This window comes from Telluria sp. RB2R28 (genome assembly GCF_059685835.1).
Window position 1 is genome coordinate 600,236 of sequence record NZ_JCASIK010000003.1, and the last position, 22,768, is coordinate 623,003.

Sequence of the window (22,768 nt, forward strand, 5' to 3'; positions counted from 1 at the left end):
CCCCAGCCGGCCTCCGTTTTGTTTTGACTATCGCGCGTCGCGCCTCCCATTTCGCATGACTGCAATCCAGATTGACCGTGTCGAGAAGAGCTACAAAGGCTTCAAGGCGCTCAAGGGCGTGTCCCTTTCCATCGAAGAGGGCGAGTTCTTTGGCCTGCTGGGCCCGAATGGCGCCGGCAAGACCACCCTCATTTCCACCATCGCAGGCCTGATCCGGCCCGACGCCGGCAGCGTGAAAATCCATGGCCACGATGTCGTGACCGATTTTCGCGAAGCGCGCAAGCGCCTGGGCGTCGTGCCGCAGGAGCTGGTGTTCGATCCGTTCTTCACGGTGCGCGAAACGCTGCGCCTGCAGTCGGGCTACTTCGACATCCGCAACAACGATGGCTGGATCGACGAAGTGATGCACAACCTCGACCTGACCGACAAGGCCGACGTGAACATGCGCGCGCTATCGGGCGGCATGAAGCGGCGCGTGCTGGTGGCGCAGGCCCTCGTGCACCGTCCGCCCGTCATCGTGCTGGATGAACCGACCGCCGGCGTCGACGTCGAACTGCGCCAGACGCTGTGGAAGTTCATCGCGCGCCTGAACCGCGAAGGCGGCCACACCGTGGTGCTCACCACCCACTACCTCGAAGAAGCGCAGGCCATGTGCCAGCGCGTGGCGATGCTCAAGCAGGGCAATGTGGTGGCGCTCGACACGATGAGCACCCTGCTGCGCCGCGTCTCGGGCTCGCAGCTGGTTGTGCACCTGAAGTCCGGCGCACTGCCGGCTGAACTGCGTCCGCTCGTGTCGCACGACGAACCTGCCAACAACAACAAATACACGCTGCGCGTGAACGACTACGCCGATGTCGAGCCGATCCTGGCGCGCCTGCGCGAAGCCGGCACCGTCATCGACGAGATGCAGCTGCAGCAGGCCGATCTGGAAGACATCTTCATCCAGATCATGGAAGAGGGTAAGCAATGAATCTGTTCTCCATCGGGTTCCGCACCCTGTTCTACAAAGAGTCGCTGCGCTTCTGGAAGGTGGCCACGCAGACCGTCGCCGCGCCGGTCGTCACCGCGATGCTGTACCTCGTCATCTTCGGCCACGTGCTCGATGGCCGGGTCGAGATGCTCGAGGGCGTGGCCTACACGTCGTTCCTGATTCCTGGCCTGGTGATGATGAGCGTGCTGCAAAACGCGTTCGCCAATTCGTCGTCGTCGCTGATCCAGTCCAAGATCAGCGGCAACCTGGTGTTCATCCTGCTCGCGCCGCTGTCGCACGCCGAGATCCTGGCGGCGTATGTCGGCGCGGCGGTGCTGCGCGGGATCGCGGTCGGCGCCGGCGTGTTTGCGATTACCGCCTGGTTCGCACACCTGACGTTTGTCGCGCCGGTGTGGATCGTCGTGTTCGCGATTCTGGGCGCCGCGATTCTCGGCACCATGGGCGTCATCGCCGGCATTTGGGCCGAAAAATTCGACCAGCTGGCCGCGTTCCAGAACTTCCTGATCATGCCGGCCACGTTCCTGGCCGGGGTGTTCTATTCGGTACAAAAACTGCCGCCATTCTGGCTGGCCGTCTCGCATTTCAACCCGTTCTTTTATATGATTGACGGGTTCCGTTACGGGTTCTTCGGGCAGTCCGACGTGTCGCCCTGGACCAGCCTGGCCATCGTGTCCGTGTTCTTCGCGGTGCTGACGGCCATGGCGATCAACCTGCTCAAGCGCGGCTACAAGCTGCGCCACTAAAAATTTTTGGAGTTATCGTGGCCACCACACCCGAACTGATACACGGCTATCTCAGCGCCGGCCTGGAATGCACCCACCTGACCGTCAATGGCGACGGCCAGCACTTCGAGGCGGTGATCGTCTCGCCAGCGTTCGTCGGCAAGCGCTCGATCCAGCGCCACCAGATCGTGTACGCCGCGCTGGGCGACCGCATGCGCGAGGAAATCCACGCGCTGTCGATGAAAACCCTGACCCCTGAAGAATTCAAAGGCTAATCATGGACAAGCTCCAGATCGTTGGCGGCAAACGCCTGCAAGGTGACATCGCGATTTCCGGCGCCAAGAATGCGGCGTTGCCCATCCTGTGCGCAGGCCTGCTCACCGCGGGTGACCTGCACCTGTCCAACGTGCCGCGCCTGCATGACGTGCGCACGATGCTCAAGCTGCTGGAAACCACTGGCCTGAAAATCGATCTGGACGACGAAAACGTCACCATGAACGGCAGCGCGATCAACAACCTGGTCGCGCCGTACGAACTGGTGAAGACCATGCGCGCCTCGATCCTGGTGCTGGGCCCCCTGCTGGCGCGCTTCGGCGAAGCCAAGGTGTCGCTGCCGGGCGGCTGCGCCATCGGCTCGCGCCCGGTCGACCAGCACATCCAGGGCCTGCGCGCGATGGGCGCCGAGATCACGATCGAAGGCGGCTACATCCACGCCAAGGCCACGAAGCTCAAGGGCGCGCGCATCCGCACCGACATGATCACCGTGACCGGCACCGAGAACCTGCTCATGGCCGCAACGCTGGCCGACGGCGAGACGGTGCTTGAAAACGCCGCGCGCGAGCCGGAAGTGACCGACCTGGCCAATCTGCTGGTGGCCATGGGCGCGAAGATCGAGGGCATCGGCACCGACCGCCTGGTGATCCAGGGTGTGCCGGAACTGCATGGCGCCAGCCATGCCGTGATCTCGGACCGCATCGAAGCGGCGACCTTCCTGTGCGCCGTTGCGGCTACCGGCGGCGACATCCAGTTGACCAATACCCGCACCGACATCTTTGACGTGGCGCTCGACAAGCTGCGCGAAATCGGCCTGCAACTGACCGTCGGCACCGACACCATCCGCGCGAAGATGGACGGTCGCCCGCAGCCGGTGTCGTTCCGCACGACCGAGTATCCGGGCTTCCCGACCGACATGCAGGCGCAGTTCATGGCCGTCAACACGATCGCCGGCGGCGCCTCGCGCGTGACCGAAACGATCTTCGAGAACCGCTTCATGCACGTGCAAGAGATGAACCGTCTCGGCGCGCAGATCACGACCGACGGCAATACCGCGTTCATCGATGGCGTCACGCGCCTGATCGGCGCACCGGTCATGGCAACCGACCTGCGCGCTTCGGCTTCGCTCGTCATCGCCGGCATGGCCGCCGAAGGCACGACGCTGATCGACCGCATCTACCACCTCGACCGCGGCTACGACCGCATGGAAGTGAAGCTGTCGGCGGTGGGCGCCGACATCGTCCGCATCAAGTAATCACATCGAATCACCATGACTTTTACCAGCAATACGGACGAGACCCAGCTGATCCTGGCGCTGTCCAAGGGCCGCATCTTCGAAGACACCCTGCCGCTGCTGTCGGCCGCCGGGATCGAGGTGCTGGAAAACCCAGAGACTTCGCGCAAGCTGATCCTGCCGACCAATGACCCCGGCGTGCGCGTGCTGATCGTGCGCGCTTCCGACGTGCCGACGTATGTCCAGTACGGCGCTGCCGATTTCGGCGTGGCCGGCAAGGACGTGCTGCTCGAGCATGGCGGCGAAGGGCTGTACCAGCCGATCGACCTGCGCATCGCCGAATGCCGCATGTCGGTCGCCGTCAACGCGGGCTTCGATTACGAAAGCGCCGTGCGCCAGGGCGCGCGCTTGCGCGTGGCGACCAAGTTCGTCAACACGGCGCGCGAGCACTTTGCCCGCAAGGGCGTGCACGTCGACCTGATCAAGCTGTATGGCTCGATGGAGCTGGCGCCCCTGGTGGGCCTGTCCGACGCCATCGTCGACGTGGTCTCGACCGGCGGCACGCTGCGCGCCAACAACCTGGTCGAAGTCGAAAAGATCATGGACATCTCCTCGCGCCTGGTGGTCAACCAGGCTGCGCTCAAGCTCAAGCGCGAGCGCCTGCAACCGATCCTGGACGCGTTCGAACGCGCATCCAAAGCAAAAGGCTAGACGCAAAATGGCAGTACAGATCCGCAAGCTCGATTCGACCGCACCCGACTTCACCACCACGCTGAGCGCGCTGCTCGCGTTTGAAGCCGAAACCGACGACGCCATCGAACTGGCCGTGGCCGGCATCCTGCGCGATGTAAAAGCGCGGGGCGACGCCGCCGTGCTCGACTACACGAACAAATTCGACCGCATCCCGAACGGTGGCGCCACGAGCATGGCGCAGTTCGACGTTCAGCAGGCCGAGCTCGAAGCCGCGCTGGCTGCGTTGCCTGACGACCAGCGCGCTGCGCTGCAGGTGGCGGCCGACCGCGTGCGCGTGTACCACGAGCGCCAGAAAGAATCGTCCACCGGCTTCACCTTCACCGAGCCTGACGGCACCGTGCTGGGCCAGCGGGTCACGCCCCTGGACCGGGTCGGCATCTATGTCCCCGGCGGCAAGGCGGCGTATCCGTCGTCGGTCCTGATGAACGCGATTCCGGCCCACGTGGCGGGCGTCAAGGAAATCATCATGGTCGTGCCGACCCCGGACGGCGTGAAGAACCAGATGGTGCTGGCTGCAGCGGCCATTGCCGGCGTCACGCGTGTGATCACCATTGGCGGCGCGCAGGCCGTCGGCGCGCTGGCGAATGGCACCGAGACCATCGGGGCCGTCGACAAGATCGTCGGCCCCGGCAACGCGTATGTCGCCGCCGCCAAGCGCCGCGTGTTCGGCACGGTCGGCATCGACATGATCGCGGGCCCGTCCGAAATCCTCGTGCTGTGCGACGGCACGACCGATCCGGACTGGATCGCGATGGACCTGTTTTCGCAGGCCGAGCACGACGAACTGGCGCAGGCAATCCTGCTGTGCCCCGACGCCGACTACATCGCCAAGGTTGAAGCGAGCATCCAGAAGCTGCTGCCGACGATGCCGCGCGCGGCCACCATCACCACGTCGCTGGGCGACCGTGGCGCGTTGATCAAGGTGCGCAGTATGGATGAAGCCTGCGAGATCGCCAGCAGCATCGCGGCCGAACACCTCGAGATATCGGCTGAAGATCCACAACAGTGGGCCGATAAAATCCGCCACGCCGGCGCGATGTTCCTGGGCCGCTACTCTTCCGAGTCATTGGGCGACTATTGCTGCGGCCCGAACCACGTGCTGCCAACGTCGCGCACGGCGCGCTTCTCGTCGCCACTGGGCGTGTACGATTTCCAGAAACGCTCGTCGATCATCCAGGTCAGCGAAGCGGGCGCGCAAACGCTGGGCAAGGTTGCGGCCACGCTGGCGTATGGCGAAGGCCTGCAGGCGCACGCGCGCAGTGCAGAACTACGACTGGACCCAGTCCCACCCCAGGCATCATGAACGACTGGGTCAACCAGGTATTCTGCGAGGATGCGCTGCTTGGCTTGGCGCGCATCCCGGACGGGTCCATCGACCTGATCCTGACTGACCCGCCGTACAACCTGGGCAAGGACTATGGCAACGCCTCGGACCAGCAAAGCGTCGAGGCCTACCTGGCCTGGACCGAGCAGTGGATCGACGCGGCGGTGCCCAAGCTCAAGCCCAACGGCAGCCTGTACATTTTTCTCACGTGGCGCTTCACGCCCGAGATCTTCGTGATGCTGAAAAAACGCATGACGATGATGAACGAGATCATCTGGGACCGCCGCGTGCCGTCGATGGGCGGCAGCGTGCGCAGCTTCTCGTCGGTGCACGACACGATCGGTTTTTTCGCCAACCGCAAGGATTACTACTTCGACCTGGACGCCGTGCGCATTCCGTATGACGCCGCGACCAAGAAAGCCCGCTCGCGCTCGATCTTCATCGGCGCCAAGTGGCTCGAAGTAGGCTACAACCCGAAGGACGTCTGGAGCGTGTCGCGCCTGCACCGCGAGCATCCGGAGCGCGCCGACCACCCCACGCAAAAGCCCCTCGAGATCATCGAGCGCATGGTCAAGGCCTCGTGCCCGCCGGGCGGGATCGTGCTCGACCCGTTCATGGGCAGCGGCACGACGGCCATCGCCGCCAAGCGCCTGGGGCGCCAGTTCACCGGCTTCGAACTCAACCCCGCGTATTGCGCCATCATCCACGAGCGCCTGGCGGCGCCCGAGGTGCCGCTGACCGGGGCAAAAAAACGCAAGGCGGCCAAGGCCGCCATGGCCACACTCTCCACGGAAGAAACTTCATGACCGACATCGCCAAACTGATCGAGAACACCATCCGCGCCGACGTGCGCGCCGTGGGGGGATACCACGTGCCGGACTCGATCGGCTACGTCAAGCTCGACGCGATGGAAAACCCGTACCAGCTGCCGGACGACCTGCGCACGCAGCTCGGCGCGCGCCTGGCCGATGCGGCCCTGAACCGTTATCCAGTGCCGTCGTACCGCACGCTGAAGGACGCCATCTGCGCCAAGCTGGGCATTCCGGCCGGCTACGACGTCCTGCTCGGCAATGGCTCGGATGAGCTGATCACGATCCTGGCAACCACCATCGCGCGCCAGGAACGCGACGGTTCGAAGCGCGCCGTCGTCATGGCGCCGGTGCCGGCGTTCGTCATGTTTTCGCGCTCGGCGCAGTTTGCCGGCGCCGATTTTGTCGGCGTGCCGATCAAGCCCGACTTTTCGCTGGACCTGCCGGCAATGCTGGCGGCCATTGACGAGCACAAGCCGTCGCTGGTCTTTCTCGCGTACCCGAACAACCCGACCGGCAACCTGTACGACGCGGCCGACATGGAAGCGATCATCAGCGCGCTGGGCGAGCATGGCGTGGTCGTGGTCGATGAAGCCTACCAGCCGTTCGCCAAGGTCAGCTTCATGGACCGCCTGCCGCAGCACCCGAACCTGGTCGTGATGCGCACGTTGTCCAAGCTCGGCCTGGCCGGCATCCGCCTCGGGTACATGGCGGCGGCCGCGCCGCTGCTGGCTGAATTCGAAAAGGTGCGCCCGCCGTACAACGTGAATATCCTGACCCAGGTGGCGGCCGAATTCGCCCTCGAGCACCTGGATGTGCTGGACCGCCAGGCCGAGCTGCTCAATGTCGAGCGCGCCCGCCTGGCCGCGGAACTGGCTGGCCTGCCGGGTGTGGAAGTGTTCCCGTCGGCCGCCAATTTCATCGCGCTGCGCGTGCCCGATGCCGAGCGCGCCTGCAAGCTTCTCCACGGCGAGAAGGTCCTGATCAAAAATTTGAGTAAAATGCACACATTGCTGGCCAACTGCATCCGCGTCACGGTCAGCACGCCGCAAGAGAACGACCAGTTCCTGACCGCCCTGAAGGCTTCCCTGTAATAGCGTCCCGTAGTTACGTACCTTGAAAAGCGCCCGAGCAATGACCCGCACCGCCGACATTACCCGCAATACCAACGAAACGCAGATCCGCGTCTCGATCAACCTGGACGGCACTGGCCGCCAGAAGCTCAACACGGGCGTGCCCTTCCTCGACCATATGCTCGACCAGATCGCGCGGCACGGCATGTTCGACCTCGAAGTCGAAGCCGTGGGCGACCTGCACATCGACGCGCACCACACGGTCGAAGACACCGGCATCACGCTCGGCATGGCCGTGGCCAAGGCCATTGGCGACCGCAAGGGCATCCGCCGCTATGGCCACGCCTACGTGCCGCTGGACGAAGCGCTGTCGCGCGTCGTGATCGACTTCTCGGGCCGTCCGGGCCTGGAAATGCACATCCCGTTCACGCGCGCCATGATCGGCACCTTCGACGTCGACCTGACCGGCGAATTCTTCCGCGGTTTCGTCAACCACGCCGGCGTGACGCTGCACATCGACAACCTGCGCGGCGTGAACGCGCACCACCAGTGCGAAACCGTGTTCAAGGCATTTGGCCGCGCGCTGCGCATGGCCAGCGAGCTCGACGAACGCGCCGCCGGCATCATCCCGTCGACCAAGGGCAGCCTGTAAGGCGAGACGCGACATGGCCAATAAAATTGTTGTGGTCGATGGACTGGGCAACCTGCGCTCGGTCGTCCAGGCGCTGCGCGCCGCCGCGCCCGAAGCCGACGTGCTCGTTTCCAGCTCGGCCGCCGATCTCGATGCAGCCGACCGCATCGTGCTGCCGGGGCAGGGCGCGATGCGCGACTGCATGAGCAGCCTGCGCGAATCGGGCCTCGAAGATGCACTGCTGCGCGCCGCAAAGACGCGCCCGATCATGGGCGTGTGCGTGGGCGAGCAGATGCTGTTCGACGCCAGCGAAGAAAACGGCGGCACGCCGGGCCTGAGCTTGTTGCCGGGCAAGGTCGTGCGCTTTCAGCTCGACGGCAAACTGCAGAACGACGGCTCGCGCTTCAAGGTCCCGCAAATGGGCTGGAACCGCGTGCGCCAGTCGCGCGCCCACCCGCTGTGGGACGGCGTCGACGACAACAGCTATTTTTACTTCGTGCACAGTTATTACGCAGCGCCCGAAAACGCGCATGATGTGATCGGCGAAGCCGATTACGGCGGCCCGTTCTGCTGCGCTGTCGGCCGCGATAATATCGTCGCCACCCAGTTCCATCCGGAGAAAAGTGCGGCAGCCGGCTTGCGCCTGTACCGCAATTTCATTCACTGGAATCCTTGACGCATTTGCGTTAAATTCGTTCTGTTCAACCCCCCGTTAACTCTACCGACAACGACCATGCTGCTGATCCCCGCCATCGACCTGAAAGACGGTCACTGCGTTCGCCTCCAACAAGGCGATATGGAACTCGCCACCGTGTTTTCCGAAGATCCTGCCGAAATGGCGCTGCATTGGCTCAAGCAGGGCGCGCGGCGCCTGCACCTGGTCGACCTGAACGGCGCATTCGCGGGCAAACCGAAGAACGAATCGGCCATCAAGTCGATCCTGCAGATCGTGCAGGAATACGCCGAAGACAATGGTATCGATGAAATCCCGGTCCAGCTGGGCGGCGGCATCCGCGACCTCGACACCATCGAGCGCTACCTGGATGACGGCATCAGCTACATCATCGTCGGCACCGCCGCCGTGAAGAACCCGGGCTTCCTGCACGACGCCTGCGGCGCCTTCCCCGGCCACATCATCGTTGGCCTGGATGCGCGCGACGGCAAGGTCGCCACCGACGGCTGGAGCAAGATGTCGGGCCACGAAGTGATCGACCTGGCCAAGAAATTCGAAGGCTACGGCGTCGAATCGATCGTCTACACCGACATCGGCCGCGACGGCATGATGGGCGGCGTGAACATCGACGCGACCGTCAAGCTGGCGCGCGCGGTGAAGATCCCCGTGATCGCCTCGGGCGGCGTGCACGTGTTGGCCGACGTCGAAGCGCTGTGCGCAGTGCAGGACGAAGGCATCGAGGGCGTGATCTGCGGCCGCTCGATCTACGAAGGCACGCTCGACCTGGCCTCGGCCCAGGATCGCGCCGATGAACTGACCGAAGGCGCTGGCGCCTGATTCCATGCTCGCAAAACGCATCATCCCCTGCCTGGACGTCACCGGCGGCCGGGTCGTCAAGGGCGTCAACTTCAACGAGTTGCGCGACGCCGGCGACCCGGTCGAAATCGCGCGCCGCTATGACGCACAAGGCGCCGACGAAATCACTTTCCTCGACATCACCGCCTCGAGCGATGGCCGCGACCTGATCCTGCCGATCATCGAAGCCGTGGCCTCGACCGTGTTCATTCCCCTCACCGTCGGTGGCGGCGTGCGCAAGGTGGAAGACGTGCGCCGGCTGCTCAACGCCGGCGCCGACAAGGTCAGCATGAACACGTCGGCCGTCACCAACCCGCAACTGGTGTTCGACTGCGCCCACAAGCACGGTTCGCAGTGCATCGTGGTGGCAATCGACGCCAAGCAGATTGCCCCCGGCCGCTGGGAAGTCTTCACCCACGGCGGGCGCAATGCGACGGGGCTGGACGCCGTCGAATGGGCACGCAAGATGGAAAGCCTGGGCGCCGGTGAGCTGCTGCTCACATCGATGGACCGCGACGGCACCAAATCGGGCTTCGACCTGGGCCTGACCCGCGCCGTGTCCGACGCCGTGGGTATCCCCGTGATCGCCTCGGGCGGCGTCGGTGGCCTGGAAGACCTGGCCAACGGCATCCTGCAGGGCCACGCTGATGCCGTGCTGGCGGCCAGCATTTTCCACTATGGGCAGCACACGGTCGGGGAAGCGAAGCGCTTCATGCATGACCGCGGTATCCCGATGCGCCTGGAGTAACGCAATGACAACGAATGCCAAATGGCTCAACAAGGTGCGCTGGGATGAACAGGGCCTGGTGCCCGTCATCGCGCAAGAGGCAACCAGCGGCGACGTGCTGATGTTCGCCTGGATGAACCGCGAAGCGCTCACCCGCACCGTCGAATCGGGCGAAGCCGTGTACTGGAGCCGCTCGCGCAAGAAACTGTGGCACAAGGGCGAAGAGTCCGGCCACATCCAGAAGGTGAGCGAGATCCGCCTGGACTGCGACGAAGACGTCGTTCTGCTCAAGATCGAGCAGGTCGGCGGGATTGCCTGCCATACCGGACGCCACTCGTGCTTCTTCCAGAAGTACGACAACGGCGACTGGCACAGCGTCGAGCCGGTGCTGCAGGACCCCGACACGATTTATTCAAAAGACAAGAAGACCCCATGAGCGTTACCCTGGCCCGCGTCGCGGCCGTGATCGAATCGCGCAAACCCGCCAATGGCGGCGACCCGGCCGCATCGTATGTCGCCAAGCTGTTCGCCAAGGGCGACGACGCCATCCTGAAAAAGATCGGCGAGGAAGCCACCGAACTCGTGATGGCCGCCAAGGACGCCCGCGTCGATGGCGATGCCGCCAAGGTGCTGTACGAATGCGCCGACCTGTGGTTCCACTCGCTGGTGCTGCTGGCCAGGTTCGACCTCACGCCGCAGCAGGTGCTCGACGAGCTGGCGCGGCGCGAAGGCGTGTCGGGGCTGGACGAGAAAGCCGCGCGCACCGACGCCTGAACCTGCCCGCCGGCCCGCGTGCAGGGCTGGCGTGCCAAGCGACCGAACCGGTGTCATAATCAGTCCCTCGTCGTCATGCCGATGTCATGGAGCCTTGGTAGGATGCCCGTGCTCGCTTGCGTGTCATGCAATGTAATCATCTGGAGACCGAATGGATAACTGCATTTTTTGCAAGATCGTTGCCAGGCAGATTCCGGCTGCCATCGTCTATGAAGATGATGACGTGCTGGCGTTCAAGGACATCAATCCGGCAGCGCCCGTGCACTTGCTGGTGATTCCGAAGGTGCACGTGGCCACCTTGTCCGATTGCACCGACGCGCATGCGGCGCTGCTGGGCAAGATGCTGGCGCTGGCGCCGAAACTTGCCGAGCAAAATGGTATTGCGGTCAAGACAGCCGCCGATGGCACGCCAAGTGGCGGTTTCAAGACGCTGATCAATGCCGGTCCGGATGGCGGGCAAGAGGTATATCACCTGCATCTGCACATGTACGGCGGTCCGCGTCCATGGCGCGGGCTGGGGCTGTAGGCAGCGTCTAAGTTTGGGTTAAGTTCGATTGGGAGCAATGGGCTCCCGCATCGCATATACTCGGTGTATATGCAGTTTGCGCATCACTAATTTTTCAGGCGCCAGGCGCCATCAGGAGAACAATATGGGTGGATTGAGTATTTGGCACTGGGTCATCGTGCTGGTGGTCGTGATGTTGATTTTCGGCACCAAGAAGATCAGCAATATGGGTTCCGATCTGGGCAAGGCCGTCAAGGGCTTCAAGGATGGCGTCAAGGGTGACGAAGAGCGCGCTGCCGAAGCAGAAGCTGCCCGTGTCCAGGCAACGCAGCAGGTGGCCGACAAGTCGACCATCGACGTGGAAGCCCGCGACAAGACCCGCCTGTAACCCGGCGTCCTCATGATCGATCTTGGACTGTCGAAAATCGCGATCATCGGCGTTGTCGCGCTGATCGTGATCGGGCCGCAAAAGCTGCCCAAGGTGGCGCGCATGGCTGGCACGCTCTATGGGCGTGCCCAGCGTTACCTGCATGACATCAAGTCCGAGGTCAGCCGTGAAATCGAACTCGACGAACTGCGCAACCTGCACAAGGAAGTGCAGGACCGTGCGCAGTCGTTCAAGAACGACGTCGAATCAGCGACGAGCGAATTCGGCTCGTCCGTGACCAGCCACGTCGACGAAGTCGAGGCATTGTGGGACGAGCGCGGCTCGCATGAAAGCGCGCATGTCATCACGCCCACCGTGGCCGACATTGACCGCAAGGCCAAGGACTTCCGCCGCAAGAAGCTGGTGCGCACGTCCAGCGTGCCGGCCTGGTACAAGAACCGCCATGGCACCAAGCGCCATGTGATGTCGGGCGCGGCCCGCGTGCGCAAGTACCGTCCCGGTGCCGGCACGAATTCCACTTCCTCTTTTTTCTGATCGCCTAGCTGATGACTGAACAAGCCGCCGGCGAAGATACCTTCATCTCGCACCTCGTCGAGCTGCGTGACCGCCTGGTCAAGGCCTCGATCGGCATTGCGATCGTGTGCGCCGCGCTGATGGCGTGGCCTGGCCCGTCCCACATCTACGACCTGATCGCCGCACCGATGATCGCGTCGCTGCCGCCAGGCTCGACCATGATTGCCACCGGCGTGATTTCGCCGTTCCTCGTGCCGATGAAGGTCACGCTGCTGCTGTCCTTCATCCTGGCGCTGCCCTGGGTGTTCTATCAGGCCTGGGCCTTCATCGCGCCGGGCTTGTACGCCCACGAAAAACGCCTCGTGATGCCGCTCGTGATTTCGTCGTCGCTGCTGTTTATCGGCGGCGTGGCGTTCTGTTACTTCTTCGTGTTTGGCCGTGTGTTCCACTTCATCAGCGCGTTTGCGCCGACGTCGATCGCCGTCACACCGGATATTGAAAACTACCTCGATTTCGTGATGTCGATGTGCCTGGCGTTCGGCGCCTCGTTCGAAGTGCCGGTGGTCGTCGTGATCCTGGTGCGCATGGGCATCGTGCCGATCGAGAAGCTGCGCGAAGTGCGCTCGTATGTCATCGTCGGCGCGTTCGTCATCTCGGCGATCGTGACGCCGCCGGACGTGGTCAGCCAGCTGGCGCTGGCCATTCCAATGTGCCTGCTCTACGAGCTGGGCCTGATGGTCGCACCGATGTTCGCCCGCGCCACGCGCGCACCCGAAGAAACGGCGTAACAAACGCCTCGTTTCGATACGGGGGCGGCCCCTTGAGGCGCCGCCCCCTTCTCCCAATTACTGCATCAATTCCGAAATCATCTTGACCGGCGCATTGCCGTAGCTCAGGAACTGGTCGTGGAACGCCTTCAGGTTGAAACGCTCACCCAGCTGCGCCTTGCGGCGTTCGCGCAGTTCCATGATCTGCTCGTAGCCGCTGTAGTAGCTGGTCAGCTGGACCGACGTCAGCGTGGCGCGGCGCCACTTTTCATCGGCTTCCTGGCGCGTCTGGAAGGCCTGGCGCGTCAGCAGGTCGATTGCCTGCGCCTGGTTCATGCCGTTCACGTGCACGCTGTAGTCGAGGATGGTGTTGGTCACGCTGCGCAGGTTCCACTTCGAGTACATCAGCCACATCTCGGGCGCGTTGTCACCATAGCCCGATTCGAGCATCATGCGCTCGCCGTAGACCGCCCAGCCTTCCACCATCGCGCCATTGCCGAACAGTGACTTGATCAGCGACGGCGAGCGGTTCGCGTGCACCAGCTGCGCGTAGTGGCCCGGAATCGCTTCGTGGATGTTCAAAATCTGCAGGATCCATTCGTTGTACTCGCGCAGGCTGCTCTCGGCCTGGGCATCCGTCAGGCTGTCCATTGGCGTGACGTTGTAGTACGTCTTGTCCTTCGAGCGGTACGGACCCGGTGCGTCGATGCTGGCGCCGGCCACGCCGCGCTGGTACATCGGCGTTTCGCGCACTTCGAGTGGTTTGCTCGGGTCGAGCGTCAGCAGGTCATGCTTGATGACCCAGTCCTGCAGCAGCGGGATCTGGCGCCGGATCTCGGTGAAGAAGTCCTGGCGCTTGACGTGACGGGCGGACAGCTTGTCGATCATCATGCCGATCTTCTGGAAGCGCTCCGCTGGCTTGGCCACGCCGGCCATGTAGCGCGGCCAGAGTTCGTCCGAGATCTTGTCCATGTGCGTGAGCAGCTCTTCGCGCGTGGCCAGGGCCTTGCGGTAGGTCTGCTCGGCGCTGCTGGACGACTGGATGTCGAGCGCGAACTTCTGCTCGTACAGCGCCTTGCCGATGCGGAACGGACGGGCCTGGCCATTGGCGGCCTGGCGCTTTTCCATGTCGCTCAAGAAGTCGACGTAGCCCAGCACCGCAGTACCGGCGTTGGCGATGCGCTGCGCGAAGATGGTCTTTTCCTGCGTGGTCAGGATCGATTCCTGGGCCGCCTTGCCCAGGTCGGCCAGCACCGCGAGCGTGCCCGGCGCCTGGCTGATCGCCAGCTGGGTGTGCTCGCGCGTCGGCGTCTTGATCGACGCCTGCGCGGCCGCGTAATAGGCCGGCACGTCGGTCAGGCGCTTGAGGATCGTGCGCAGGCGCTGTGGCTTGGCTGCGTAATCGGTATTAAGGATCAGGTCGAGCGGCGCGGCGATGTTGTAGGCCGACGGGTTCCACTCGAACTCGCGCCAGGTGGTCAACGCCCAGCGGTCTTTTTCCAGCTTGTTGAGCAAGAGGGCCAGGTCGGTGCGGTAGCGCGGCGAGAGCTGCTTCGGATCGAGCTTGCCGAATTTTTCCAGCCACTCGTTGGCAAAGGCCAGCTGCCTGGCGCGGGTGGCAGGGTCGGGCAGCGTCAGGTTCGCGGCCTGGTCGAATTTGCCGACATAGATGCCGCCTTCCGGGTCGACGCGCCACAGCGCGGTCAGGTACTGCATGCTCAGCGTGGACATGCGGCGATCGAGGCGGCCTTCGCTGGCTTTCGCTGGGGCGGCGCTGTCGCTGGCGCTCTTGCTGGAGGCAGCGGCGGTCGCGCCAATGGCGGCGGCGCCGACGACGGCCTTCTTGGCCTTGGTCGACTTCTTGACGACCTTTGTCGACTTGGCCTTGCTCTTGGCTGGCTTGGTGGCGGCGCTGGCCGGCGCCAGTGCGAAGCAGGCCAGCAAGGCTGCCAGCGCGATTTTCGTTTTTATCATCGTATTCGGCCCTGTAACAAGTGTGAATTCGTGATCCGCAACGGCGCGAATCGCGTGCAGGTTAGCACCAAACCCGCCGTTTGCGGACGGTTGAAACATTCCGACACGAACGGGACAAAGTGCAATATTACTGTTCTACGAAGGCAGCGCTACCTGCCCAGTCCCGTGCGCAGCATGTCGAGCATATCCGCTGGCGACATGCGCGCAGCCATCTCGGTGCCTTCCAGCAGGCTGTCGGCCAGGTCGCGCTTGTGACGGTGCAGGTCGACGATGCCTTCTTCGATCGTGCCGCGCGCGACCAGCCGGTAGATCGTCACCGGCCGCTGCTGCCCCATCCGATGCGCGCGGTCCGAGGCCTGGTCTTCCACCGCCGGGTTCCACCACGGGTCCATGTGGATCACGTAGTCGGCCGCCGTCAGGTTGATGCCCACGCCGCCCGCCTTCAGGCTGATCAGGAACATGTCGCCGTCGCCGGCCTGGAACGCGTCGACCCGCTTTTTGCGTTCCTGCATCGGCGTGGACCCGTCGAGGTACTGGTAGCGCACGCCCTGGGCGTCGAGATATTGGCGGATCAGGCTCAGGTGGTCGACGAACTGGCTGAACACCAGCACCTTGTGGCGGTTCTCGATCAGGTCGGCCGTGAGCCGCGCGAACGCGGCCAGCTTGCTGCTGATGATGCCGGCGCCGGGCGCGACCAGCTCGGGATTGCAGCAGGCGCGGCGCAGCCGCATCATCTCGGCCAGGATCTCGATCGACTTCTGGCCTTCCGGTGCCTCCAGCGCAGCCAGCTTGTCGAGCGCCTGGCGCCGCAGCGATTCGTACAGCGCGCTTTCCTCGGCGCTCAGTTCGACCGGGATCACGATCTCGGTGCGCGGCGGCAGTTCGGCCAGCACCTGCGCCTTGGTGCGGCGCAGGATGAACGGTGCGGTCAGGCGCCGCAGGCGCGCGCGGGCGGCGACTTCGGCCCGCCGGTCCTTTACTTTCTCGGACTGGGCTTTTTCAATGGGGCCGGCAAAGCGCAGCTGGAACTGTTCGGCGCTGCCTAACAGACCCGGATTGATGAAGCGGAACAGGTTCCACAATTCGCCCAGGTGGTTTTCCAGCGGCGTACCGGTGGCCGCCATCCGGAAGTCGCCCTGCAGCGCCATCACGGCCTGCGAGCGCTTGGTGTGCATGTTCTTGATCGCCTGCGCTTCGTCCAGCACGATGCTGTGCCAGCGGCGGCCCTTGAAGCGCGCCGCCTCTTGCTGCAGCAGGCCGTAGCTGACGATGACGACGTCGAACGGCCCCGCGTCGTCCACGGTCGCGGCGCGCTCGCCGGGCCCGAACAGTTTCAGGTTCAGTGTCGGCGCAAAGCGCGCCGCTTCGTCGATCCAGTTCAGGCACACGGTCGTCGGCGCCACCACCAGCGCCGGGCCGTCCTTGGCGCGTGTGAGCAGCAGCGCCAGCGCCTGCAGCGTTTTACCCAGGCCCATATCGTCGGCCAGGCAAGCGCCCACGCCCCAGTGGGCCAGACGCGCCAGCCACTCGAAGCCGTCGACTTGATAGTCACGTAACTCGGCCTGCAAGGTGGACGGCAGCGTGGGCGTGAAGGCGGCGCTGTCGGCCATGCGCACCAGGTGCGCTTGCCAGGCCTTGTCCGCATCGACGCTGCCGGCATCATGCGCCAATTCACCCAGCGCGAAGCTGGCCAGCGCGTGGGTGCGGATGCCGTCGCCATGCAGTTCGCCATACGCGCCCAGTTCCATCAGGCGCCGGTGCAGTTCGTCCGACAGCGCCAGGTAATCGTTCTCGCCCAGCGCGACAAAGCGGCTGCCGCTCTCGCGCAGCTTTTCCAGCAGCGTGCGCAGGCTCATCACGCGGCCTTCGTCAATGACGATGTCGCCGCTGGCGGCGAACCAGTCGCGCTCGCGCCGGATCTGGACCCGCACCGATTTGGATGTCGCTTTTTTGGTGACGCGGAACGATTCGCCTTCGGGCCAGGCCACGACGATCGAGGCAGGGTCCAGTGCCCTGAGTTCTTCGACCAGTTCGAGTGCCAGCATCGGTTGCCCGAGCAGCCATTCGCCGTGTTCCTGCTCGCCCTGTTCGAGCACGACGCAGGCGCCGACGAGCTGGCGTTCGGCCTCGCGCTCGGCGTTCATGTCGCGCTGCGCTTCGGTGCGGATGCCGTCGACATCGGCGATCACGCTGGCCGCGCCTTCACCGGGGCCGTAGTAGGCGCCGCCGGACAGCGGGCGCACGAGCAACTGCATGCGCAAGCCCTGCTGGTAGGGCCGCAGGTGAATGTGCATGCGCGCGTCGGCCGGCACGGTCTCGATGTCGGCGCTGCTCGCACCGATGTCCGACTGCACGGTGACGCTGGACGCCACCGCGCCGATGGCGCGCAGCACGCGCCGCTCGGCCGACAGCGGCACGTCCAGCCCGGCGCCGACGATGGCGGCGATGCGGCGGTGTTCGTCGTTGATGCGCACCAGGCGCAGGCGCGTGGGCGTCTCGAGCGTGATGACCACGTCGCCATCCTCGTTGTCGATCGGCGGCTGCAGCGCGATCGACACCTTGTCGCCCTGTTTTTTCACCAGCAGTTCCGGCTCGCCCGGCAGCAGTTCGACGCGCGTGCCGGGTGACGCCATCCAGAACAGCAGCGGATGGCCGACCAGGGCGGCCAGCGCCTTGTGCACTTCGAGTTCGAAGCGGATGCCGCTGCCGGCGTAGTAACGGCGCCCGGCAATCGCATTGATCGCCTGCAGGTCCTGCGCGGTGAGGAACTCGAGCTGCGCGCCTTCTTCGGCCAGGCGTTTCAGGCCCAGCGCGCGGCCGCGGCTCCAGGCGCCTTGCGCATCGCGCTTCTGCTCGCGCGGCTCGATTTCCTGCACGCCCAGATGCGGGTCATGGCGGATCAGCCAGACCAGACGCGACTCCTTGACCTGCTCCACCGTGAGGGCAGGCTGCAGATTGATCAGCGCATTGAGCTGGCGCTCCCACGGCTCTTCGCGCGTGAACCAGAGCGCCATGTCGGGCAAGCGGTGGCGCTGGCGCAGTTCGCCCGCGCGCGCCTCGTGAACCAGATAGCCCGCTTGACCCATCTGCGCCAGCACGCCGGCCAGTTGGGCCGACCACAGGTCGAACCCGGCCAGTTCGGATTGGGCGAGCATGTCTTCCAGCCGCGCCCGCTGGCTGTTCAAGGCGGGCAGCGCCAGCCAGTAGTGGATCAGCGCGCGAAACACGGTCGGCTCCAGCGACAGTTCCCAGCTGCGGGTGGCGAACAGGCTGGCGTCGACGGTGCCGCGCCGGATTTCGTGCAGCATGCCGAGCTGGAACCAGACTGCGTTGTCGGGCCGCTGCACGGCGCGTGTTTCGATCTCGAGCCAGGCGTCGGCCAGCTTGCGGTGCGCCGGTTCGCTGCTGCGCAGCAGGGCAGCCACCGCGATGTGCGCGCAATGGCCGCCAAAGGTGGCCTTGCGCTTGCCGGTCTCGCGCCGCAGCTGCTTCAGGGCCGCTTCGACGCCCGCCAGGCCGCCGTCCACATCGTCGCGCAGCAGTTGCACGACGCTGCGCAGGAACAGGCCCGGTGAATCGGTCATGTCGGCCACCAGATCAAGCGCATCGTCCAGGCGCCCGCACAGGATGTAGTGCTCGCCCAGCGCGCGGCGCAGCAGGCTTTCCGGGCTGCTGCGCGTGATGTAACCCTCGGCGCAGGCGCGTACTGCCGGGGCCAGCGCCGGCTCGCTGCGCACATGCACGACCAGGACGTGCAGCACGGTCTCAAGCAGGCGCGGATGGATGCGCTCGATCAGCGCCGGCGTAAACGGGCGCGCGCAGACGTCGACCAGCGGATGCAGGTAGCTCGCTTCATGGCACGCCAGGCAGGCGTCGAGCAGCGGCGTGACCACGTCGATGTCTTGCCGCGTCAGTAGCGCGATGCGCAGCAGGGCCAGGCCCTGGCGGTAACTTCGCAGCATCAGGTGGCCCTGCCAGTCGCGGCGCACGGTCGACACCGCGCCATACGCGCCCGCCACGACGTCGAACAGGCCGCTGTCCAAGGCAACGTCGAGCACGAACCAGCTGGCCGCCGGTGTCAGTGCCAGTCCGCGTTCGTTGGCGTCGACCAGCAGGCCTTCGCCTTTCAGGCGCGCCAGTTCGTCGGCCCACTGCGCGGCCGGCAAAGGGGCATTCAGCGCCCGCATGTGCTCAAGAATGCGCTGGCGGCCCATCGGCTCGCCGGCGATCGCCAGCAGCGTCAGGATCGCGTGTTCTTCGGCGCTGCAGGCAGCCAGCTGCGCCCGCACGTCTTCAAGCAGTGGGGCACCGTTCATGCGTCGAGATTCTCGATCTCGATGGCGGGCAGGTCGGCCGGCACGGCAATGCCGAACACGCGCAGGTAGAAATACAGCTCGGCTTCGAGCGTGCGCACTACGCTGTCGGCCTTGCGGAAGCCATGGCCTTCGCCTTCGAGCGTCAGGTAGGCCACCGGCAGCTTTTGCGCGCGCAGTGCGTCGACCATGCTTTCGGACTGCTGCGGCGGCACGACCTTGTCGTCCAGGCCCTGGAAGAAGATCATCGGGCTGCGCAACTTGTCGCTGTGGTGGATTGGCGAGCGTTCGCGGTACACGGCCTGGGCGCGCTCGGGCGGCGCGGTCAGGTAAGCGTTGTAGCGCGACTCGAACTTGTGCGAATCCGCATCCAGCCCGGCCAGGTCGGACACGCCGTAATAACTGGCGCCGGCCTTGAACACGTCGTGGAAGGCGAGCGCCGACAGCACCGTCAGGCCGCCGGCGCTGCTGCCGCGAATCAGCAGACGCTCGGGGTCGACCGCCCCGATGGCCGCCAGGTGGCGTGCACCGGCCACGCAATCCTCGACATCGACCACGCCCCACTGGTGCTGGAGCAGGTTGCGGTACTCGCGCCCGAAGCCCGTGCTGCCGCCGTAGTTCACGTCCAGCACCGCGAAACCGCGGCTGGTCCAGTATTGGGTAGAGAGCTTGAGCGTGCTGGTCGCCATGCTGGTCGGGCCGCCGTGGCCGATCACGATCAGCGGTGGCAGCTCGTCCGGCAGCGGCGCGTAATCCGGATTGGCCGGCGCATAGTAGAACGCGTACGCGGTGCGGCCGTTGGCGCTTGGATAACTGATCGCCAGCGGCACGGCCAGGTACGACGTGGCCGGCAGCTGCGGAATCGAGTGCGCCAGCACTTCGAGCGGCGCGCCGGCCAGGTCGATGCGGGCCAGTTCGGGCGCGATGGTCGGCGCGCCGCCCAGCAGCGTGACGATGTCGCCGCTGATTTTCACGTCGCGGATGTCTTCATATGGCGTTTCCAGCGGTATCAAGCTGCCGTCGTGGGTGGAGACGATGCCCAGGTGGCTCACGCCCGCCTCGATATACGCGCAGACGATCTGTTCTTCCGAGCGGAAGGCATACTGCGAACCGCCGAAGTTCCACTGCGGGACACCGAATTCGGCCGCGCGTTCGCACAGGGCGTGGATAGCGTCAGCGGCGTAACGATACAGATTCCACCAGCCGCTGCGATCGGACACGAAGTGCAGCACGCCGCCAGGTGACCATTCGGGCTGGCAGATCGCTTCATCCGCCCCGCCGGCGATCAGGCGCCGGTTGACGATCGCGCCGTCGGCGGCCACATCGCCCAGCCACAGCGCGGTGCCTTCCCACGGCATGTGCGGCAGCTCCCAGCACAGCCAGGCCAGCTGGCGCCCATCGGGCGACAGGCGCGGCGCGGCGTAGAAGTCGCTGCCTTCGACCAGCACGGTCTCGGCGCCGTCAAAGCCCACTGCGCACAGCGTGTTGACCGGGTAAGTCGCGCCCAGCGAATGGTCTTCGCGCACCGCCACCAGGCGACGTCGCCCGGCGTCGAGCACGAAGTCGGCGAAGCGGTGGCCGGTGTCGGCAGCCGTGATGGCGACCGGCTGGCCATCGTTCTCGACCCGGTACAGGCGATTGTCCGCATGGTGCGAGAACCAGGCGCCGCCACCGCTCAGCAGGTACGCGCCGCCACCGTATTCATGCACGCGGCTGCGCACGTTGAACGGGGCCGGCGTCAGCTCGCGCGTGCCGTCGGCGTCGTGCACCATCAGCGTCATGCGCCCGCCTTCGCTGGTGCGCCCCTCGAGCCAGCCGATGGCGGCGCCGTCGGGCATCGGCTGCGCCAGTGGCACGGCGCCAGCAGCAACGACGGCAGCAGTGATCGGGGAAGTCCAGGCGCCGCATGGCGTGGCTTGTTTGCTGGTGGCAACGGTCATAGAGGGGCTTTTTCGAAGGGTGGACGAGCATTATAGTGCGCCCCCAAGAATGCGATAATAGGCGTCTGCCTATCAAACCGATGCCTCCCATGCCACAATTTGCCCCGCTCCAGAACGACACCTTCCTGCGTGCGCTGCTGCGCCAGCCGACCGACTACACCCCGGTATGGCTGATGCGCCAGGCGGGCCGCTACCTGCCGGAATACCGCGCTACCCGCGCGCGCGCCGGTTCGTTCCTGGGCCTGGCAAAAAATCCCGATTACGCCACCGAAGTCACGCTGCAGCCGCTCGACCGCTTCCCGCTGGACGCGTCGATCCTGTTCTCGGACATCCTGACCGTGCCGGACGCGATGGGCCTGGGCCTGTATTTCGCCGATGGTGAGGGTCCGAAGTTCGAGCGTCCGCTGCGCACCGAAGAGCAAGTCCACGCGCTGGAAGTGCCCGACATGGCTTCGCTCGACTACGTGTTCAAGGCCGTCACGCAAATCCGCGGCGCCATCAATGGCCGCGTGCCGCTGATCGGCTTCTCGGGCAGCCCGTGGACGCTGGCCTGCTACATGGTCGAAGGCGCCGGTTCGCGCGAGTTCCATACGGTCAAGAAGATGCTGTACAGCCGGCCGGACCTGATGCACCGCATCCTCGACATCAATGCCAAGGCCGTCACCGCGTACCTGAACGCGCAGATCGACGCCGGCGCGCAAGCTGTGATGATCTTCGACTCGTGGGGCGGAGCGCTGGCCGATGGCGCCTACCAGACCTTCTCGCTGCAATACATGCAGCAGATCCTGGCCGGCCTGCAGCGCGAAAAGGATGGCGTGCGCATCCCGGCCGTCGTATTCACCAAGGGCGGCGGCATCTGGCTCGACCAGATGGCGGACATCGGCGCCGATGCGCTGGGCCTGGACTGGACCGTGAATCTGGGCACGGCCCGCGCGCTGGTCGGCGACCGTGTGGCACTGCAGGGCAACCTCGACCCGGCCATCCTGTTTGCCGCGCCGGAGCAGATCGCAGCGGAAGTCGAGCGCTCGCTGACGGCCTATGGCACGCCGTCAAATGGCCACGGCCACGTGTTCAACCTCGGCCATGGCATCTCGCAATTTACCCCGCCGGAATCGGTCACCGCGATGGTCGAAGCAGTGCACAGCTTCAGCCGCAAGCAACGCGCCCAGTAATCTTGTTCGCGGCTTGCACTCGTTTCGCGAGAGCACGATTGCAAGCCGACACCATCACTTGTTCACAACTTCTGCAAATCCGATAAACCTTCCTGTGGACATCTCGGCTTTTCGTGTTTACCCGTAAGTCAATGATTCATAAGTATATTTTCCTGACGTTATGCGATCTGGCTGTCTTGCCCATGAACGTTGTTCAAGGGAATTCGCCGAGATTCGGGGCCTTGTTCACAAAGTTATCAACAGGCGCTGCCATCGTGGGGAAAAGTACTTGGTTTACCGGGACTTAGAGTGAAACTTCATGTATTGCCTTAACTGTATGACGCGACGCAGCGAGTTTTCCACGGAAAATTGCAGAGT

22 protein-coding genes are annotated in these 22,768 nt (G+C 64.7%); 19 read left to right on the plus strand and 3 right to left on the minus strand.

Annotated features, from left to right (window positions below; translation table 11 throughout):
* Window positions 1–55 precede the first annotated feature (55 nt).
* The 18 genes from AC56LV_RS15005 (at window position 56) to tatC (ending at window position 13,033) form a co-directional block, all read left to right on the plus strand.
* On the plus strand, window positions 56–970 hold the full coding sequence (locus tag AC56LV_RS15005; RefSeq protein WP_499558743.1) for an ABC transporter ATP-binding protein: 915 nt from the start codon (window positions 56–58) through the stop codon (window positions 968–970).
* A complete protein-coding gene (locus AC56LV_RS15010; RefSeq protein ID WP_183555107.1) occupies window positions 967–1,734 on the plus strand; it encodes an ABC transporter permease in 768 nt (255 codons plus the stop codon). The genes AC56LV_RS15005 and AC56LV_RS15010 overlap by 4 nt, the downstream gene beginning before the upstream one ends.
* A 17-nt stretch (window positions 1,735–1,751) precedes the next feature.
* Window positions 1,752–1,988 (plus strand): BolA family protein, encoded by a 237-nt coding sequence (locus tag AC56LV_RS15015; protein ID WP_183555109.1) that lies wholly within the window; start codon window positions 1,752–1,754, stop codon window positions 1,986–1,988.
* Between the two features lie 2 nt (window positions 1,989–1,990).
* Window positions 1,991–3,241 carry a UDP-N-acetylglucosamine 1-carboxyvinyltransferase gene (gene murA, locus AC56LV_RS15020; RefSeq protein WP_499558745.1) on the plus strand — a complete coding sequence of 417 codons (1,251 nt, stop codon included), beginning with the start codon at window positions 1,991–1,993 and terminating at the stop codon, window positions 3,239–3,241.
* Window positions 3,242–3,256: 15 nt separating this feature from the next.
* Window positions 3,257–3,931 carry an ATP phosphoribosyltransferase gene (gene hisG, locus AC56LV_RS15025; protein WP_183555113.1) on the plus strand — a complete coding sequence of 225 codons (675 nt, stop codon included), beginning with the start codon at window positions 3,257–3,259 and terminating at the stop codon, window positions 3,929–3,931.
* A 7-nt stretch (window positions 3,932–3,938) separates the two neighbouring features.
* Window positions 3,939–5,276 carry a histidinol dehydrogenase gene (gene hisD / locus AC56LV_RS15030; RefSeq protein WP_499558747.1) on the plus strand — a complete coding sequence of 446 codons (1,338 nt, stop codon included), beginning with the start codon at window positions 3,939–3,941 and terminating at the stop codon, window positions 5,274–5,276.
* Entirely contained in the window at window positions 5,273–6,103 is an 831-nt protein-coding gene (locus tag AC56LV_RS15035) for a DNA-methyltransferase (protein ID WP_499558749.1), read from the plus strand. The genes hisD and AC56LV_RS15035 overlap by 4 nt, the downstream gene beginning before the upstream one ends.
* Window positions 6,100–7,200, plus strand: coding sequence for a histidinol-phosphate transaminase (hisC, locus tag AC56LV_RS15040; protein WP_499558751.1), 1,101 nt, complete (start codon window positions 6,100–6,102; stop codon window positions 7,198–7,200). Before AC56LV_RS15035 ends, hisC begins: the two co-directional genes overlap by 4 nt.
* 40 nt (window positions 7,201–7,240) lie before the next feature.
* Complete coding sequence (gene hisB, locus AC56LV_RS15045; protein WP_183555121.1) at window positions 7,241–7,831, plus strand: imidazoleglycerol-phosphate dehydratase HisB; 591 nt, start codon at window positions 7,241–7,243, stop codon at window positions 7,829–7,831.
* A 13-nt stretch (window positions 7,832–7,844) separates the two neighbouring features.
* The gene (gene hisH, locus AC56LV_RS15050; protein ID WP_499558753.1) at window positions 7,845–8,486 is read left to right on the plus strand and encodes an imidazole glycerol phosphate synthase subunit HisH; all 642 of its coding nucleotides are present in this window, start codon (window positions 7,845–7,847) and stop codon (window positions 8,484–8,486) included.
* Between the two features lie 57 nt (window positions 8,487–8,543).
* Window positions 8,544–9,320, plus strand: a complete 777-nt coding sequence (hisA, locus tag AC56LV_RS15055; protein WP_258836814.1) for a 1-(5-phosphoribosyl)-5-[(5-phosphoribosylamino)methylideneamino]imidazole-4-carboxamide isomerase — start codon at window positions 8,544–8,546, stop codon at window positions 9,318–9,320.
* A 4-nt stretch (window positions 9,321–9,324) separates the two neighbouring features.
* Complete coding sequence (hisF, locus tag AC56LV_RS15060) at window positions 9,325–10,086, plus strand: imidazole glycerol phosphate synthase subunit HisF (protein WP_183555127.1); 762 nt, start codon at window positions 9,325–9,327, stop codon at window positions 10,084–10,086.
* Window positions 10,087–10,090: 4 nt separating this feature from the next.
* Entirely contained in the window at window positions 10,091–10,501 is a 411-nt protein-coding gene (hisI, locus tag AC56LV_RS15065; protein WP_183555129.1) for a phosphoribosyl-AMP cyclohydrolase, read from the plus strand.
* Window positions 10,498–10,839, plus strand: a complete 342-nt coding sequence (locus AC56LV_RS15070) for a phosphoribosyl-ATP diphosphatase (RefSeq protein WP_499456014.1) — start codon at window positions 10,498–10,500, stop codon at window positions 10,837–10,839. The genes hisI and AC56LV_RS15070 overlap by 4 nt, the downstream gene beginning before the upstream one ends.
* Before the next feature lie 151 nt (window positions 10,840–10,990).
* Complete coding sequence (locus AC56LV_RS15075; protein ID WP_499558754.1) at window positions 10,991–11,365, plus strand: histidine triad nucleotide-binding protein; 375 nt, start codon at window positions 10,991–10,993, stop codon at window positions 11,363–11,365.
* A 124-nt stretch (window positions 11,366–11,489) separates the two neighbouring features.
* Window positions 11,490–11,732, plus strand: a complete 243-nt coding sequence (tatA, locus tag AC56LV_RS15080) for a Sec-independent protein translocase subunit TatA (RefSeq protein WP_183555135.1) — start codon at window positions 11,490–11,492, stop codon at window positions 11,730–11,732.
* A 12-nt stretch (window positions 11,733–11,744) separates the two neighbouring features.
* Window positions 11,745–12,266 carry a Sec-independent protein translocase protein TatB gene (tatB, locus tag AC56LV_RS15085; RefSeq protein ID WP_183555137.1) on the plus strand — a complete coding sequence of 174 codons (522 nt, stop codon included), beginning with the start codon at window positions 11,745–11,747 and terminating at the stop codon, window positions 12,264–12,266.
* A gap of 11 nt (window positions 12,267–12,277) precedes the next feature.
* The gene (tatC, locus tag AC56LV_RS15090; protein WP_183555141.1) at window positions 12,278–13,033 is read left to right on the plus strand and encodes a twin-arginine translocase subunit TatC; all 756 of its coding nucleotides are present in this window, start codon (window positions 12,278–12,280) and stop codon (window positions 13,031–13,033) included.
* A 57-nt stretch (window positions 13,034–13,090) separates the two neighbouring features.
* Here the strand turns inward: tatC and AC56LV_RS15095 are convergent, their stop codons facing one another.
* The 3 genes from AC56LV_RS15095 to AC56LV_RS15105 form a co-directional block, all read right to left on the minus strand.
* Window positions 13,091–14,986 carry a DUF885 domain-containing protein gene (locus AC56LV_RS15095; RefSeq protein WP_499558755.1) on the minus strand — a complete coding sequence of 632 codons (1,896 nt, stop codon included), beginning with the start codon at window positions 14,984–14,986 and terminating at the stop codon, window positions 13,091–13,093.
* Between the two features lie 149 nt (window positions 14,987–15,135).
* Window positions 15,136–19,302 (minus strand): SNF2-related protein, encoded by a 4,167-nt coding sequence (locus AC56LV_RS15100; RefSeq protein ID WP_499558756.1) that lies wholly within the window; start codon window positions 19,300–19,302, stop codon window positions 15,136–15,138.
* Window positions 19,299–21,239: a dipeptidyl-peptidase 5 gene (locus tag AC56LV_RS15105; protein WP_499558757.1), complete on the minus strand. Its 1,941-nt coding sequence runs from the start codon at window positions 21,237–21,239 to the stop codon at window positions 19,299–19,301. Before AC56LV_RS15105 ends, AC56LV_RS15100 begins: the two co-directional genes overlap by 4 nt.
* Window positions 21,240–21,328: 89 nt before the next feature.
* Between AC56LV_RS15105 and hemE the strand changes: the two genes are divergently transcribed.
* Complete coding sequence (gene hemE / locus AC56LV_RS15110; protein WP_183555148.1) at window positions 21,329–22,411, plus strand: uroporphyrinogen decarboxylase; 1,083 nt, start codon at window positions 21,329–21,331, stop codon at window positions 22,409–22,411.
* The last annotated feature ends 357 nt before the right edge of the window (window positions 22,412–22,768 follow it).